This is a genomic window from Rhodococcus sp. NPDC003322 (assembly GCF_053589555.1).
In genome coordinates, this window is sequence record NZ_JBSFSC010000005.1 from 44,805 (window position 1) to 57,922 (window position 13,118).

Annotated in this window: 13 protein-coding genes; 9 read left to right on the forward strand and 4 right to left on the reverse strand. The window is 69.0% G+C overall.

Annotated elements, in window-relative coordinates; genetic code table 11:
* Positions 1–149 precede the first annotated feature (149 nt).
* From gap to tpiA, 3 genes are read left to right on the forward strand one after another with little or no spacing between them, the layout of a single operon-like run.
* Complete coding sequence (gene gap, locus ACWDUM_RS19730) at positions 150–1,169, forward strand: type I glyceraldehyde-3-phosphate dehydrogenase (RefSeq protein ID WP_450115667.1); 1,020 nt, start codon at positions 150–152, stop codon at positions 1,167–1,169.
* A 5-nt stretch (positions 1,170–1,174) separates the two neighbouring features.
* Positions 1,175–2,386, forward strand: a complete 1,212-nt coding sequence (locus tag ACWDUM_RS19735; protein ID WP_450135254.1) for a phosphoglycerate kinase — start codon at positions 1,175–1,177, stop codon at positions 2,384–2,386.
* 2 nt (positions 2,387–2,388) lie between these two features.
* The gene (tpiA, locus tag ACWDUM_RS19740) at positions 2,389–3,174 is read left to right on the forward strand and encodes a triose-phosphate isomerase (RefSeq protein ID WP_450135255.1); all 786 of its coding nucleotides are present in this window, start codon (positions 2,389–2,391) and stop codon (positions 3,172–3,174) included.
* Between the two features lie 78 nt (positions 3,175–3,252).
* On the opposite strand, the gene ACWDUM_RS19745 is transcribed toward tpiA, so the two are convergent.
* Both ACWDUM_RS19745 and ACWDUM_RS19750 read right to left on the reverse strand, forming a co-directional pair.
* A complete protein-coding gene (locus ACWDUM_RS19745) occupies positions 3,253–3,735 on the reverse strand; it encodes a nuclear transport factor 2 family protein (protein ID WP_450135256.1) in 483 nt (160 codons plus the stop codon).
* A 103-nt stretch (positions 3,736–3,838) separates the two neighbouring features.
* Entirely contained in the window at positions 3,839–4,744 is a 906-nt protein-coding gene (locus ACWDUM_RS19750) for a tyrosine-protein phosphatase (RefSeq protein WP_450135257.1), read from the reverse strand.
* A 165-nt stretch (positions 4,745–4,909) separates the two neighbouring features.
* On the opposite strand from ACWDUM_RS19750, the gene ACWDUM_RS19755 reads away from it, so the two are divergent.
* Positions 4,910–5,353, forward strand: a complete 444-nt coding sequence (locus tag ACWDUM_RS19755) for a nitroreductase family deazaflavin-dependent oxidoreductase (RefSeq protein WP_450135667.1) — start codon at positions 4,910–4,912, stop codon at positions 5,351–5,353.
* A gap of 18 nt (positions 5,354–5,371) precedes the next feature.
* Here ACWDUM_RS19755 and speG read toward each other — a convergent pair whose 3' ends face one another.
* Entirely contained in the window at positions 5,372–5,893 is a 522-nt protein-coding gene (speG, locus tag ACWDUM_RS19760) for a spermidine N1-acetyltransferase (protein WP_450135258.1), read from the reverse strand.
* Positions 5,894–6,011: 118 nt separating this feature from the next.
* Between speG and ACWDUM_RS19765 the strand changes: the two genes are divergently transcribed.
* Both ACWDUM_RS19765 and ACWDUM_RS19770 read left to right on the forward strand, forming a co-directional pair.
* Complete coding sequence (locus ACWDUM_RS19765) at positions 6,012–6,614, forward strand: TetR/AcrR family transcriptional regulator (protein ID WP_450135259.1); 603 nt, start codon at positions 6,012–6,014, stop codon at positions 6,612–6,614.
* A gap of 7 nt (positions 6,615–6,621) precedes the next feature.
* Positions 6,622–8,280 (forward strand): FAD-binding dehydrogenase, encoded by a 1,659-nt coding sequence (locus ACWDUM_RS19770; RefSeq protein WP_450135260.1) that lies wholly within the window; start codon positions 6,622–6,624, stop codon positions 8,278–8,280.
* A 69-nt stretch (positions 8,281–8,349) separates the two neighbouring features.
* Here ACWDUM_RS19770 and ACWDUM_RS19775 read toward each other — a convergent pair whose 3' ends face one another.
* Entirely contained in the window at positions 8,350–9,273 is a 924-nt protein-coding gene (locus ACWDUM_RS19775; RefSeq protein ID WP_450135261.1) for a tyrosine-protein phosphatase, read from the reverse strand.
* Positions 9,274–9,570: 297 nt separating this feature from the next.
* Between ACWDUM_RS19775 and secG the strand changes: the two genes are divergently transcribed.
* The 3 genes from secG to ppc are packed head-to-tail and all read left to right on the forward strand — an operon-like array spanning position 9,571 to position 13,118.
* Entirely contained in the window at positions 9,571–9,804 is a 234-nt protein-coding gene (gene secG / locus ACWDUM_RS19780; RefSeq protein ID WP_450115676.1) for a preprotein translocase subunit SecG, read from the forward strand.
* A gap of 1 nt (position 9,805) precedes the next feature.
* On the forward strand, positions 9,806–10,216 hold the full coding sequence (locus ACWDUM_RS19785) for a PPOX class F420-dependent oxidoreductase (RefSeq protein ID WP_450135262.1): 411 nt from the start codon (positions 9,806–9,808) through the stop codon (positions 10,214–10,216).
* Positions 10,217–10,259: 43 nt separating this feature from the next.
* Entirely contained in the window at positions 10,260–13,118 is a 2,859-nt protein-coding gene (ppc, locus tag ACWDUM_RS19790) for a phosphoenolpyruvate carboxylase (RefSeq protein ID WP_450135263.1), read from the forward strand.

Below are 13,118 nucleotides of genomic sequence, written 5' to 3' on the forward strand. Positions count from 1 at the left end.
GCCGCGCACCACCGCGAAGCGCCCGCGCGCCGGGGTGGGGTTTCTCATTGAGCCCGTCCGGGGGAGTGGTGGGCGCCACCGAGTGCGCCCACTAGGCTGTGGCACACATCTGATCACTGCACATGAAAACTGGTCAAAAGGAGCGAATTGTGACTGTCCGGGTAGGCGTCAACGGCTTCGGCCGTATCGGACGTAACTTCTTCAGGGCCGTCGATGCGCAGAAGGCGCTCGGCACCACCGACATCGAGATCGTGGCGGTCAACGACCTGACCGACAACGCGACCCTCGCTCACCTGCTCAAGTACGACTCCATCCTCGGCCGCCTGCCGCACGACGTCTCGCTCGAGGGCGACGACACCATCGTCGTCGGCGACAAGAAGATCAAGGCGCTCGCGCACCGCGGCCCGCTCAACGAGCTGCCGTGGGGCGACCTCGGTGTCGACGTCGTCGTCGAGTCCACCGGCATCTTCACCGACGCCGCCAAGGCCAAGGGCCACCTCGAGGCCGGCGCCAAGAAGGTCATCATCTCCGCGCCCGCCAAGGGCGAGGACATCACCATCGTGATGGGCGTCAACGACGACAAGTACGACGGCAGCCAGAACATCATCTCCAACGCCTCGTGCACCACGAACTGCCTCGGCCCGATCGCCAAGGTGCTCGACGACGAGTTCGGCATCGTCAAGGGCCTGATGACCACGGTCCACGCCTACACCCAGGACCAGAACCTGCAGGACGGCCCGCACAGCGACCTGCGTCGTGCCCGCGCCGCCGCGCTGAACGTCGTCCCGACCGGCACCGGCGCCGCCAAGGCCATCGGCCTGGTCCTGCCGCAGCTGCTCGGCAAGCTCGACGGTTACGCGCTGCGCGTGCCGATCCCGACGGGCTCGGTCACCGACCTGACCGCGAACCTGAAGAAGACGGCGTCCATCGAGGACATCAACGCCGCGATGAAGGCCGCCGCCGAGGGCCCGCTCAAGGGCATCCTGAAGTACACCGAGGCGCCGATCGTCTCCTCGGACATCGTCACCGACCCGCACTCGTCGATCTTCGACGCCGGGCTGACCAAGGTCATCGACGACCAGGTCAAGGTCGTCTCCTGGTACGACAACGAGTGGGGCTACTCCAACCGTCTCGCGGACCTCATCGGTCTCGTCTCGAAGTCCCTCTGATCGCGGTGGGAGTCAAGACGCTGAAGGACCTGCTGGACGAGGGGGTCGCCGGTCGCGCCGTGCTGGTGCGCTCGGACCTCAACGTCCCGCTGGACGGAGACACCATCACCGATCCGGGCCGCATCCTGGCCTCGGCGCCGACCATCTCGGCGCTGGCCGAGGCCGGGGCCAAGGTCATCGTGATGGCGCACCTGGGTCGCCCGAAGGGCGAGCCGGACCCGGCGCTGTCGCTGGCGCCGGTCGCCGCAAAGCTCGGCGAGGTGCTCGGCCGCAACGTCCAGCTCGCCGGTGACGTCGTCGGCCAGGACGCGCTCGCGCGGGCCGAGGGCCTCACCGACGGAGACGTGCTGCTGCTCGAGAACATCCGCTTCGATCCGCGTGAGACCAGCAAGGACGACGCGGAGCGGCTCGCGCTGGCGAAGGCGCTCGTCGAACTGACCGACATGAACGGCGCGTTCGTGTCGGACGGGTTCGGTGTCGTGCACCGCAAGCAGGCGTCCGTCTACGACGTCGCGACGCTGCTGCCGCACTACGCGGGCACCCTCGTCGCGACCGAGGTCGAGGTCCTGCAGAAGCTGACGCAGGACTCCGAGCGGCCGTACGCGGTCGTGCTCGGCGGTTCGAAGGTCTCCGACAAGCTCGCCGTGATCGAGGCGCTGGCCACCAAGGCCGACACCCTGGTCATCGGCGGCGGCATGTACTACACCTTCCTTGCCGCGCAGGGGGTTTCGGTGGGCAACTCGCTGTGCGAGGAGTCGATGATCGAAACCTGCAAGTCGCTGCTGGAGCGGTACGCCGACGTCATCCACATCCCGCAGGACGTGGTGATCGCGGACTCCTTCTCCGCCGACGCGGAGGCCCGGACGGTGTCCGTGCTGGAGATCCCGGACGGCTGGATGGGCCTGGACATCGGACCGGAGTCGGTGGAACGCTTCGCGGCGATCCTGTCCGGCGCCAAGACGGTGTTCTGGAACGGGCCGATGGGCGTGTTCGAGTTCGAGAAGTTCTCCGCCGGCACCAAGGGGGTCGCCGAGGCGATCATCGGTGCCACCGGCAAGGGCGCGTTCAGCGTCGTCGGCGGCGGCGACTCGGCGGCCGCGGTGCGGCTGCTCGGCCTCCCGGAGGACGGCTTCTCGCACATCTCCACCGGCGGCGGCGCCTCCCTCGAGTACCTCGAGGGCAAGACGCTGCCCGGCCTCGAAGTGCTGGAGGCGTAGACATGGCACGCAAGCCGCTCATCGCAGGCAACTGGAAGATGAATCTCAACCACCTCGAGGCCATCGCCCTGGTGCAGAAGATCGCCTTCTCGCTGCCCGAGAAGTACTTCGACAAGGTCGACGTGACGGTGATCCCGCCGTTCACCGACATCCGGTCCGTGCAGACCCTGGTCGAGGGCGACAAGCTCCTGCTCACCTACGGTGCGCAGGACGTCTCCCAGCACGAGTCCGGCGCGTACACCGGTGAGATCAGCGGGTCGATGCTGGCCAAGCTGGGTTGCACCTACGTCGTGGTCGGGCACTCGGAGCGTCGCCAGTACCACGGCGAGACCGACGAGATCGTGCTCGCCAAGACCAAGGCGGCGCTGGCGAACGGGATCACCCCGATCGTCTGCATCGGCGAAGGTCTCGACATCCGAGAGGCCGGCGACCACGTCGCGTACAACGTCGCGCAGCTGAAGGGCTCGCTCGCGGGCCTCTCGGCGGAGCAGATCGGCAAGATCGTCATCGCGTACGAGCCGGTGTGGGCCATCGGCACCGGCAAGGTGGCTTCGGCCGCCGACGCGCAGGAGGTGTGCGCCGCGGTGCGCGCCACCCTCGCCGAGCTGGCCTCCGCCGAGGTCGCAGCGGACGTGCGGGTGCTCTACGGCGGCTCGGTCAACGCCAAGAACGTCGGTGAGCTCGTCGCTCAGTCCGATGTCGACGGCGGCCTCGTGGGCGGAGCCTCGCTCAAGGCCGACGAGTTCGCGACGCTCTCCGCGATCGCCGCCGGGGGACCTCTCCCGTGATCTAGTGTCACCGAACGAACGCCGGTGGGCGCGTTGACCTTTCGAGGACGACGCGCCCACCGGCGTTTCGGGCTCGGTTCAGTCGTGCTGCTCCAGCTCCCGGAGGCGGGCGTCGAAGGCCGCGATCCGGGTGGTGTCCTCGAAGAAGTCCTCCTGCTCGACGACGCGTCCCCACCTCGTGCGCAGCAGGAGAACGGAGCGGTTCCGGTACAGGACTGCACCGTCGGGTCCGATCGCGTGGTCGTCGAAGCGGGCGACGATGGTCAGCCGCCACGGCGCGCCGCCGAAGTAGGCCTCGACGATCTCGCCCTGGAGTCCGGCTCTGACGAAGCTCTCGAGGAAACGCTCGATCGCCGGCCGGCCCCGGTGTACGCCCGCCCAGCGGTGATCGCCGTCGGCGAAACGGAGGACGGCGTCGGGGTGATACGAGCCGAGCAGCGGGCGATGGTCTCCGGCGTTGAGCGCGGCGAGGTCTCCGCGGAACTTGCGCAGCAGCGCGCGGAGCAGCAGATACCGTCCGGCGATCACCGTCGCCGCACCCAGGGGGAACCAAGCCCTCATCACTCCAGTGTCGCGGATCCGGCCGAACTTGGCAGTGCGGCGACGAATCCGGTCCCCGGACGGGCGCGCCGATACCTGGATCGACGCGCCCGTCCGAACTCGACTACCCGACCAGAAGCTTGAACTTCAGCTTGGCGATCGTCACTGGCGAGAGTCCGAGGCCGTCGACGAGGTACCGGTCGAAGGTGCCGTAGTTCTTCTCGACCTCGGCGAACGACGCCTCGAGGTAGCTCGCGTCGACGCCGAGGAGCTCCCGGTAGACCGCGGCAGCCGCCTCGCCCTTCGTCGCGGCAACGCGGTCGATCGAGGCCTGGATGGTCGCGGCGGAATACTCGTTGCTCAGCAGGTAGTCCTGCACGATGGTCTCGCGTGAGACGCCGGCGATGCTCAGCAGCAGCGCGGTGGCCCAGCCCGTGCGGTCCTTGCCCGCGGTGCAGTTGAAGACCTGCGGCCCAGAGGTCTCCGCGAGTGCCGTCAGCAGTTGTCCGTAGCCGGCCCGCGCCACGGCGTCGTTCGCGGTGTCGCGGTATCCGCCCTGCACGTAGGCGCGAGCCTGCTCCGGGGTCTCGAGGGACGCGATGTCGGCGCTGGGGTCGGCGGCGAGGACCGAGATCCGGGTGTAGGCGGCCCCGGTGGGCACGGTCTCGGGCTTGGCGGCAACCTCGGCCTCGGTGCGCAGGTCGTACACCGCCGTCAGGCCCAGGCTCTCCAGCGCGGCGAGATCTGCCGCGCTGGGGGTGAGGACGTTGGACCGGTAGAACAGCCCCCGGCGGACATGTAGGCCCCCGGTGCCGACATAGCCGGAGTCCGGTCCCGCGATGTCACGGAAGTTGTTCACCGAGGACAGGCGCGGAGTCGCCGCCGGTGACGTGCTGGTGGATCCGAGATCGGCGAGGCCGAAGGTGGCGGGCTCGGCGTGCGCAACGAGAGGGCCGGTGACCAGAACGGCGCCGGTCAATGCGACAGCGGCAAGGGCGTGGCGACGGATCCTCCTGGAGGACAAGCTCATTGGGGTCCTTTCCTGTGGTTTGGGCATTCCGGGACGGTAGTGCGGCGAGGGCGCCGGCGTCGGTTCTGTCCCGATCAGTGGGTGCCGGATGTGATTTCGGTCGCCCTGGCCGGGTCCGGCCTCGTTACGCTTGGTCACACACAATCCGGAGGTGGTGTCGTGAAGATCGAGGAGAACCCGATCGTCCAGAAGGCCGGAGTGCAGGTGCTGCGTTTCCACCAGTGGGTGTACGAGCGCACGAACGGCCGGATCGGCCACCGTATCCTCGGGGTGCCGTGCCTGCTGCTCGACACCGTCGGCGCCAAGACGGGGCAGCCGCGCGTCAGCAGCCTGACGTACGTGCGGGACGGCGAGGACTACGTCGTCGTGGCGTCCAAGGGTGGTGCCCCGCAGTCGCCGGGGTGGTACTTCAACCTGAAGGCGCACCCGGAGGCGTCGATCCGGGTCGGCACGACGAGGATTCCGGTCACCGCTCGGTTGCTCGGCCCCGACGACCCGGACTACGCGCGTCTGTTCGCCGCCGCCGATGCCAACAACGGTGACCGGTACAGCGCGTATCAGCGGCACACCACCCGCCCGATCCCGGTCGTGGTGCTCGCCCCGCGCTGAGCGCCGGGTCGTTCGGGCCTACTGCGCGAGGAAGTCGCGCTGGAAGATTCCCATCCGGGTGGCGTCGCGATACCTGCCCGCGGCGAAGAACTCCTCGCGCAGTACGCCTTCGACGGTGAAGCCGACCTTCTCGTAGATGTGCACGGCCGCGTGGTTCTCGGTGTCGACGAGAAGGTAGACCTTGTGCAGGTTGAGCACGCCGAACGCGTGGGCGAGCACCTTGCGGGTCGCGATGCCGGCATAACCCTTGCCCTGGTGCCCGGGCGCCACGATGATCTGGAACTCGCAGTTGCGGTGGATGTAGTCGATTTCCACCAGTTCGACGAGGCCGACCGCGCCGTCGTCCACCTCGATCACGAAGCGTCGCTCCCGTTCGTCGTGGACGTGCCGGTCGTACAGCTCCGTCAGTTCCGCGAGGGACTCGTACGGTTCCTCGAACCAGTAGCGCATCACCTGCGAGTCGTTGAACAGCCGATGCACGAACGGCAGGTCGGATCGTTCCAGGGGGCGCAGGTTCGCCGTCGTCGAGTTGTCGGCCATGAAATCGAGCGTATCGCCGACGGGTCGTGCCCGGCCGCTGTCGCGGCGGTGTGGCGCGGACTCGGACGGTTGCCCGGATCGACCCCACCGGACCGTTCGATACATTAATGTATCGAACATGCCGAGGAGTCGAGCACAGACGCGGGAGCGGTTGCTTGCCGCCGCCCTCGACGTGTTCGCCGAGGAGGGGTTCGGTCGATCGACCGTCGAGCAGGTCTGCGAGCGGGCCGGATTCACGCGCGGGGCGTTCTACTCCAACTTCGACTCGCTCGACGAGTTGTTCCTCGCGATGTGGGAGCAGCGGTCGGCCGCAATGCTCGCCGACATCCGGGACGCGGTGGCAGCGGACGAATCGGCCGACGAGTTCGACCTCGACCTCGACCGCGCCGCCGCCCGCATCCTCGCCGCGATCCCGGTCGAGGACCGCTGGTACCGGATCACCGCAGAGTTCACGGCGCACGCCCTCCGGAACCCGGCACTGAAATCGGTGATGGCGGCCAGGGAGGCTGCCATCCAGGCGACGATCCTGCCGGTCGTGGAGAACGCACTGGCGCGCGCCGGGCGCCGCATCACCGACCCGCAGGCGCTCGGCCGTGCGTTGGTCGCCGTCCACGACGGCACGTCCGTCCAGGTCCTGATGGAACCCGACGACGCCCGGATCGTCCGTGCCCGAACCGACCTGTTCGTCCACGTCCTCCGTAGTTACAGCGAAAACAAGTGAGGTGCAGATGTCCGAGACAGCCGATGTCATCGTCGTCGGAGGTGGGCTCGCCGGCCTGGTCGCCACCTACGAACTGACCAGGGCGGGCAAGTCCGTCGTCGTCGTCGAGCAGGAGAACGAGGCCAACCTCGGCGGGCAGGCGTTCTGGTCGCTCGGCGGCCTGTTCCTCGTCGACAGTCCCGAACAGCGCCGCATGGGGATCAAGGATTCCTACGAGCTCGCGCTGCAGGACTGGCTGGGCAGTGCCGGATTCGACCGCGAGCGCGAGGACCACTGGCCGCGGCAGTGGGCCCAGGCGTACGTGAACTTCGCCGCCGGGGACAAGCGCTCCTACCTGCACGAGCTGGGCCTGCGGGTGATGCCGAACGTCGGGTGGGCCGAACGCGGCGGCGGACTGGCCACCGGGCACGGCAACTCGGTGCCGCGCTTCCACATCACTTGGGGCACCGGCCCCGAGGTGGTGCGGGTCTTCCGCGAACCGGTGCTCGAGGCCGCGGCCCGCGGGCTGGTCACCTTCCGGTACCGGCACCAGGTCGACGAGCTGATCGTCGAGAACGGTGCGGCGGTCGGTGTCCGCGGCACCGTGCTCGCCCCGTCCCACGAACCGCGCGGCGTGAAGTCCAATCGGGACCGCGCCGGCGAGTTCGAGCTGCGCGCGCAGGCGGTGATCGTCACCTCCGGCGGCATCGGCGGCGACCCCGACCTGGTCAAGAAGAACTGGCCGACCGAACGGCTCGGCCGGGTCCCGGAGCGGATGATCACCGGTGTGCCCGCGCACGTCGACGGCCGGATGCTCGGCATCACCGAGGACGCGGGCGGCAACATCGTCAACCGCGACCGCATGTGGCACTACACCGAGGGCATCGTCAACTGGGACCCGATCTGGCCGAATCACGCCATCCGGATCATTCCGGGCCCGTCGTCGCTGTGGCTCGACGCGACCGGACAGCGCCTGCCCGTCCCGCTGTTCCCCGGATTCGACACCCTCGCGACGCTCAAGCACATTCTCGGCACCGGACACGACCACACCTGGTTCGTCCTCACCCAGTCGATCATCGAGAAGGAGTTCGCGCTCTCGGGCTCCGAGCAGAACCCCGACATGACCGGCAAGGACCTCAAACTGCTGCTCGGCCGCGTCAAGAAGGGCGCGACCGGACCCGTCGAAGCGTTCAAGCAGCACGGCGAGGACTTCGTCGTCCGCGACAACCTGCGCGACCTCGTCGACGGGATGAACGCCATCAACCCCGGTCCGCCGCTGGACTTCGCGCAGGTGGAACGCGAGGTCGTGGCCCGGGACCGGGAGGTGGACAACACGTACTCCAAGGACATGCAGATGATGGCCGTCCGCAATGCCCGCACCTACCCGGCGGACAAGGTGATCCGCGTCGCCAAGCCGCACAAGCTGCAGGATCCGGCGCACGGTCCGATGATCGCGGTTCGGCTGAACCTGCTGACGCGCAAGACGCTCGGTGGGCTCGAGACGAACCTCGACGCGCAGGTGATCCGACCGGACGGTGCCGCGTTCGACGGGCTGTACGCGGCGGGCGAGGTCGCGGGCTTCGGTGGCGGCGGCGTCCACGGCTACAACGCGCTGGAAGGCACCTTCCTGGGCGGCTGCATCTTCTCCGGCCGCAGCGCCGGACGCGCGCTGGCGCGCCGGCTGTAGCGACTCCGTGGCCCGTGCGTGGTGGTCACCCCGATCGGGGCGACCACCACGCACGGGCGTCTCCGGTGATCAGCCGACCAGCTTGGCCTTCAACAGGCCGACGGTGCCGGCGGACAGACCGAGCCCCTTGGTGAGGTACGCGTCCAGGGTGCCGTAGTCGGCCGTCAACTGGTCGATGCCCGCCTGCAGGAAGCTGGGCTCCACCGACACCAGCGGCGCCATGTTCACTGCGGCATCGCCGAAGAGGCGCTGCAGGGACTCGAGATTCGCGGCGATCGAGTTCTTCGCGTACTCGTTGGTGAGCAGGTAGTCGTCCATGATCGTCTCGGAGTTCACCCCGGCGATGGACAGGAGCAGGTAGGTCGTCCACCCTGTCCGGTCCTTGCCTGCGGTGCAGTGGAATACCATCGGCCCCGACGCGGTGGCCATGTCGGTGAGCATCGCGCCGAACATGGCGCGTTCGTTCTCACCGGTGACGAATTGCCTGTTCATCGACTGCATGAAGATGCGCGAGTCGTCGGGGGACTTGATCCGCGACAGCTCTGTGCTGAAATCCCCCGCTCCGATCGGCAGATGGGTGTAGGTGACGCCGTCGGGAAGCACGTCGGGCTTCTTTGCGACCTCGGCGTCGGTGCGCAGGTCGAAGACGGTGGACAGGTTGAGTCCCGCGAGGGTGGCGAGATCGGCCTCGTTCGGGACGATCGCGTTGGAGCGGTAGAACACGCCCTTGTTCACGTGCGACAGGCCGAAGACCGCCGAGTACCCGTCGCCCGTACCCGCGACGTCACGGAAGTTGTCGACGCTCGCGAGGCGGGGCGCATCGGCCGCCGGAGCGGCACTGCCGAATCCGCCTGCGGACCCGGTGTCGAGGGCATCGGCGATGACCACCGGGACTGCAGGGGCGGCCTGCACGACTCCAGTGGTGACGAGGGGTGTGAGCAGTGCAACGGTCGTGACGGCGAGGAGGCCGGTCACCTTGCGGGACTGTGCCATCGAGGGCCCTTCTGACGGAGGTGCGTGCGCTTCCGGAGTGGAAGTGAGACGAGGGTCACAGGGAAAGGGTCGATGGCGGCGAAACGGTCCCGTTGGGCGGGAGATTCCACGTGAATGTGATTCACATCACAGTCCGATCGATGATCGGCGGCCGCACGAGGCGAGCGCTCGCGCTGAACGAGCGCAATTCCGGGCAGTCTCGAAAAACGACCAGATGTCGTCGGCGGTGCGGCCGTGCGGGTAGGCTGGGACGACTTGTGGCCACAACCGTTTCGTGAAGGGCAGCGTACCGCCGAGATGAGACTTTTCCTGGACATCCTGCTGATCGTGACCAGCCTCCTGCTGGTCCTGCTGGTGCTGCTGCACCGCGGCAAGGGTGGCGGCCTGTCCAGCCTCTTCGGCGGCGGCGTGCAGTCCAGCCTGTCCGGGTCCACCGTCGTCGAGAAGAACCTCGACCGGCTGACGGTCTTCACCGCCGCGTTGTGGCTGATCGCCATCGTCGGCATCGGCCTCGAGATCAAGTTCAGCTGACGTGGCGGACCTGATCCGATCCGCGGTCCTTCCCGACGCGGGTGCCGCGCTGATCGACGCACCCGAGTTCGCGACCCTCGCCACCGTCGAGCCGTCCGGGCAGCCGCAGCTGTCGGTCATCTGGGTGCAGCGTGACGGCGGCGACGTCCTCTTCTCCACCGTCAAGGGTCGCCGCAAGACCGACAACCTCGAACGCGACCCCCGGGCGACGCTGCTGGTGTACCCCGCGGCTCGGCCCTACAGCTACCTCGAGGTGCGCGGCACGGTGACCTTCACCGACGACCCGGACGGGTCGCTGATCCACACCCTCGCCACCAAGTACACCGGCGCCGAGCGCTGGGAGTTCGATGCCCCCGGCACGCCCCGGGTGATCGGCAGGCTCACGCCCGACGCGGTCGTTTTCAAGGCCTGACGCTCGCACTGCGGGAGCTCGTCGTCGCCCCGATACTGGGGCGATGACGACGTCGCAGCCCAGCCCCGACCCGTCCCGGCCCGGCGCGCAGCGCGGCGGAGCCGCCGAATCCGGAGGTGCCGCGCAGCGCGGCGGAGCGGTCGAGTCCGGACGGGCCGCCACCGAGCCGTTGCGCGAGGACATCCGCCTGCTCGGCGGCATCCTGGGGCGGGTCGTCCGTGAACAGGCCGGTGCCGAGGTGTTCGACCTGGTCGAACGCGCGCGGGTCGAGTCGTTCCGGGTGCGCCGTTCCGAAGTGGACCGCGCCGAACTCGCCGACCTGTTCGCCGAAACACCGGTCGATCAGGCGATCCCGGTGATCCGGGCATTCAGCCACTTCGCGCTGCTGGCGAACCTCGCCGAGGACCTGCACCGCGAGCGGCGCCGTGCAGTCCACATCCGGGCGGGGGAGCCGCCGCAGGACAGCAGCCTTGCCGCGACCTACGCGAAACTCGACGCCGCGCAGCTGGATTCGACCGTGGTCGCGTACGCGCTCGCCGGCGCGCAGGTGGTGCCGGTGATCACCGCCCATCCCACCGAGACGCGGCGCCGTACCGTCTTCGAAACGCAGAACCGGATCACCGACCTGATGCGGCTTCGGGACCGGACCGTGCTGGACGCCGCGGAGGCCGCCGAGGTCGAGGGCGGGCTGTACCGGCAGATCCTCACCCTCTGGCAGACCGCGCTGATCCGGTTGTCCAGGTTGCGGATTCAGGACGAGATCGAGGTCGGGCTGCGGTACTACGACGCCGCGCTGTTCGAGGTGGTTCCGAGGATCAATGCGGCGCTGCGCCGGGAGTTGCGGACGCGGTGGCCGGATGCCGGTCTGCTGCCGGAACCGATGCTGCGCACCGGGTCCTGGATCGGCGGCGACCGGGACGGCAACCCGAACGTCACCGCCGACGTGGTGCACCGGGCCACGCACCGGGCCGCGGCCACCGCCCTCGACCGGCACCTGCACGACCTCGAGGCCCTCGAGCAGGAACTGGCGATGTCGGTGCGCCTGGTGACCGTCTCGGCCGAACTGGAGGCCCTGGCCGCGGCGTCCGGGGACGACGCGCCGTCGCGGATGGACGAACCGTACCGGCGGGCGCTGCGCGGGATGCAGGCCCGGCTCACGGAGACCGCAATCGCGGTGCTCGGCGACGACCTCGCCCGCACCTCGTCGGCCGCCCTCGCCGACTCCGGGCTCGCGCCCTACGGGACCGCCACCGAACTGCTCGCCGACCTGGCGGTCCTCGACGCCTCCCTACGCGGACACGGCGACGGCGTCCTCGCCGACGACCGGCTCGCGACGATCCGGGAATCGGTGGAGGCGTTCGGATTCCACCTGGCCGGCCTGGACCTGCGGCAGAACTCGGAGGTGCACGAGGAGGTGATCGCGGAACTGTTCGCGTGGGCGGGGGTGCATCCGGACTACCGGTCGCTCGGCGAGGACGAGCGGGTCACCCTGCTGGCCGCGGAACTGCGCACCCGGCGCCCGCTGACCCGTCCCGGCGCCACGTTCGGTGAACGCACCACTTCGGAGCTGGCCATCTTCGCGGCCGCCGCCGACGCGGTCGCCGAACTCGGCGCCGCCGCCGTCCCGAACTGCATCATCAGCATGTGCACCTCCGTCAGCGACATGCTCGAGGCCGCGGTGCTGCTCAAGGAGGTCGGGCTGCTGGTTCCGGGGGAACCGGACCATCGCGGACCGAACGTGGTGCCGCTGTTCGAGACCATCGAGGATCTGCGCGGGGGAGCGGCGACGCTGCGCGCCGCTCTCGCGGTGCCGGAGTACCGGTCGCTCGTCGACGCCCACGGCGGGCTGCAGGAGGTGATGCTTGGCTACTCGGACTCCAACAAGGACGGCGGCTACCTCGCCGCGAACTGGGCGCTCTACCGCGCCGAACTCGACCTCGTGGAGGCCGCCCGCGACACCGGAATCCGATTGCGGCTCTTTCACGGTCGCGGCGGCACCGTCGGCCGCGGCGGCGGACCGAGCTACGAGGCGATCCTCGCCCAGCCGCCCGGCGCGGTCGCCGGGTCGCTGCGGATCACCGAACAGGGCGAGGTGATCGCCGCGAAGTACGCCCAGCCCCCGATCGCGCACCGCAACCTGGAGACACTGCTCGCAGCCACCCTGGAGTCGTCGCTCCTCGACGTCGAGGGACTCGGACCCGACGCCGACGACGCCTATCTGCTGCTCGACGACCTCGCCGAACGGGCCCGCGTCGCGTACGGGGAACTCGTCCACGACACACCGGGTTTCGTCGAGTACTTCACCACCTCCACCCCGGTCGCGGAGATCGGGGCGCTGAACATCGGGTCCCGGCCCACCTCCCGCAAGCCCACCCGGTCGATCGCCGACCTGCGTGCCATCCCGTGGGTGCTGTCCTGGAGCCAGGCGCGGGTGATGCTGCCCGGCTGGTACGGCACCGGCACCGCGTTCGAATCCTGGGTCGGTGGCGACGCGGACCGGCTGGCCCGGCTCACCGACCTGTATCGGCGGTGGCCGTTCTTCCGGACTGTGCTGTCCAACATGGCGATGGTGATGGCCAAGTCCGACCTCGGACTCGCCGCGCGCTACGCCGAACTCGTCCCCGACGCAGCGCTGCGGGAGCGGGTCTTCGGGATGATCGCCGCCGAACACGCGCGGACCGTGGCGATGTACCGCGCGGTCACCGGAAACGACTCGCTGACCGCGGACAACCCCGCGCTGGAACGGTCGATCTACAACCGATTCCCGTACCTCGAACCCCTCAACCACCTGCAGGTCGAACTGCTGCGCCGCTACCGCGCCGGCGACGACAGCGACCTCGTCCGCCGCGGCATCCAGCTGACCATGAACGGTTTGGCCACCGCGCTGCGCAACAGCGGGTAG